1 protein-coding gene is annotated in these 328 nt (G+C 58.2%); it reads right to left on the reverse strand.

All coding sequences use genetic code 11. From position 1 onward, the window contains the following. A partial coding sequence (locus ACM6I7_RS16915) for a transposase (protein ID WP_414888916.1) occupies window positions 1–328 on the reverse strand: 328 nt, incomplete at both ends.

Genomic DNA, 328 nt, shown 5'->3' on the forward strand with positions numbered 1-328 from the left:
TTTCCCGCTGTGATTTCCACTGTCGTCGTTGTAGGGGGCGATTCCCGCCAGTGCGGCGATCTCCCTGCGATCCAGCTCGCCGAGTTCGGGTAGATAAACCAGCAAGCTGGCGGTCGCCACAGTGCCGATGCCTTTGACAGAGATAAGCCGATCGGCTTTTTCCGCATCCAGCTCACGCATGCTTTGATCGATGGCTTTGCCGAGCTGCTTGATCTGGGTTTGCAGGTAGCGAATATGGTCCTTGATCGCCTCTACAACCGCAGGCAACTGGGCCTGCTGGAGTCGACGCTTGTTGTCGTCGCGCTGCTGGACGAAGTGCTCGCGTAAG

Source organism: Pseudomonas sp. IT-93MI4 (assembly GCF_949767635.1).
Classification (GTDB): Bacteria; Pseudomonadota; Gammaproteobacteria; order Pseudomonadales; family Pseudomonadaceae; genus Aquipseudomonas; species Aquipseudomonas putida_A.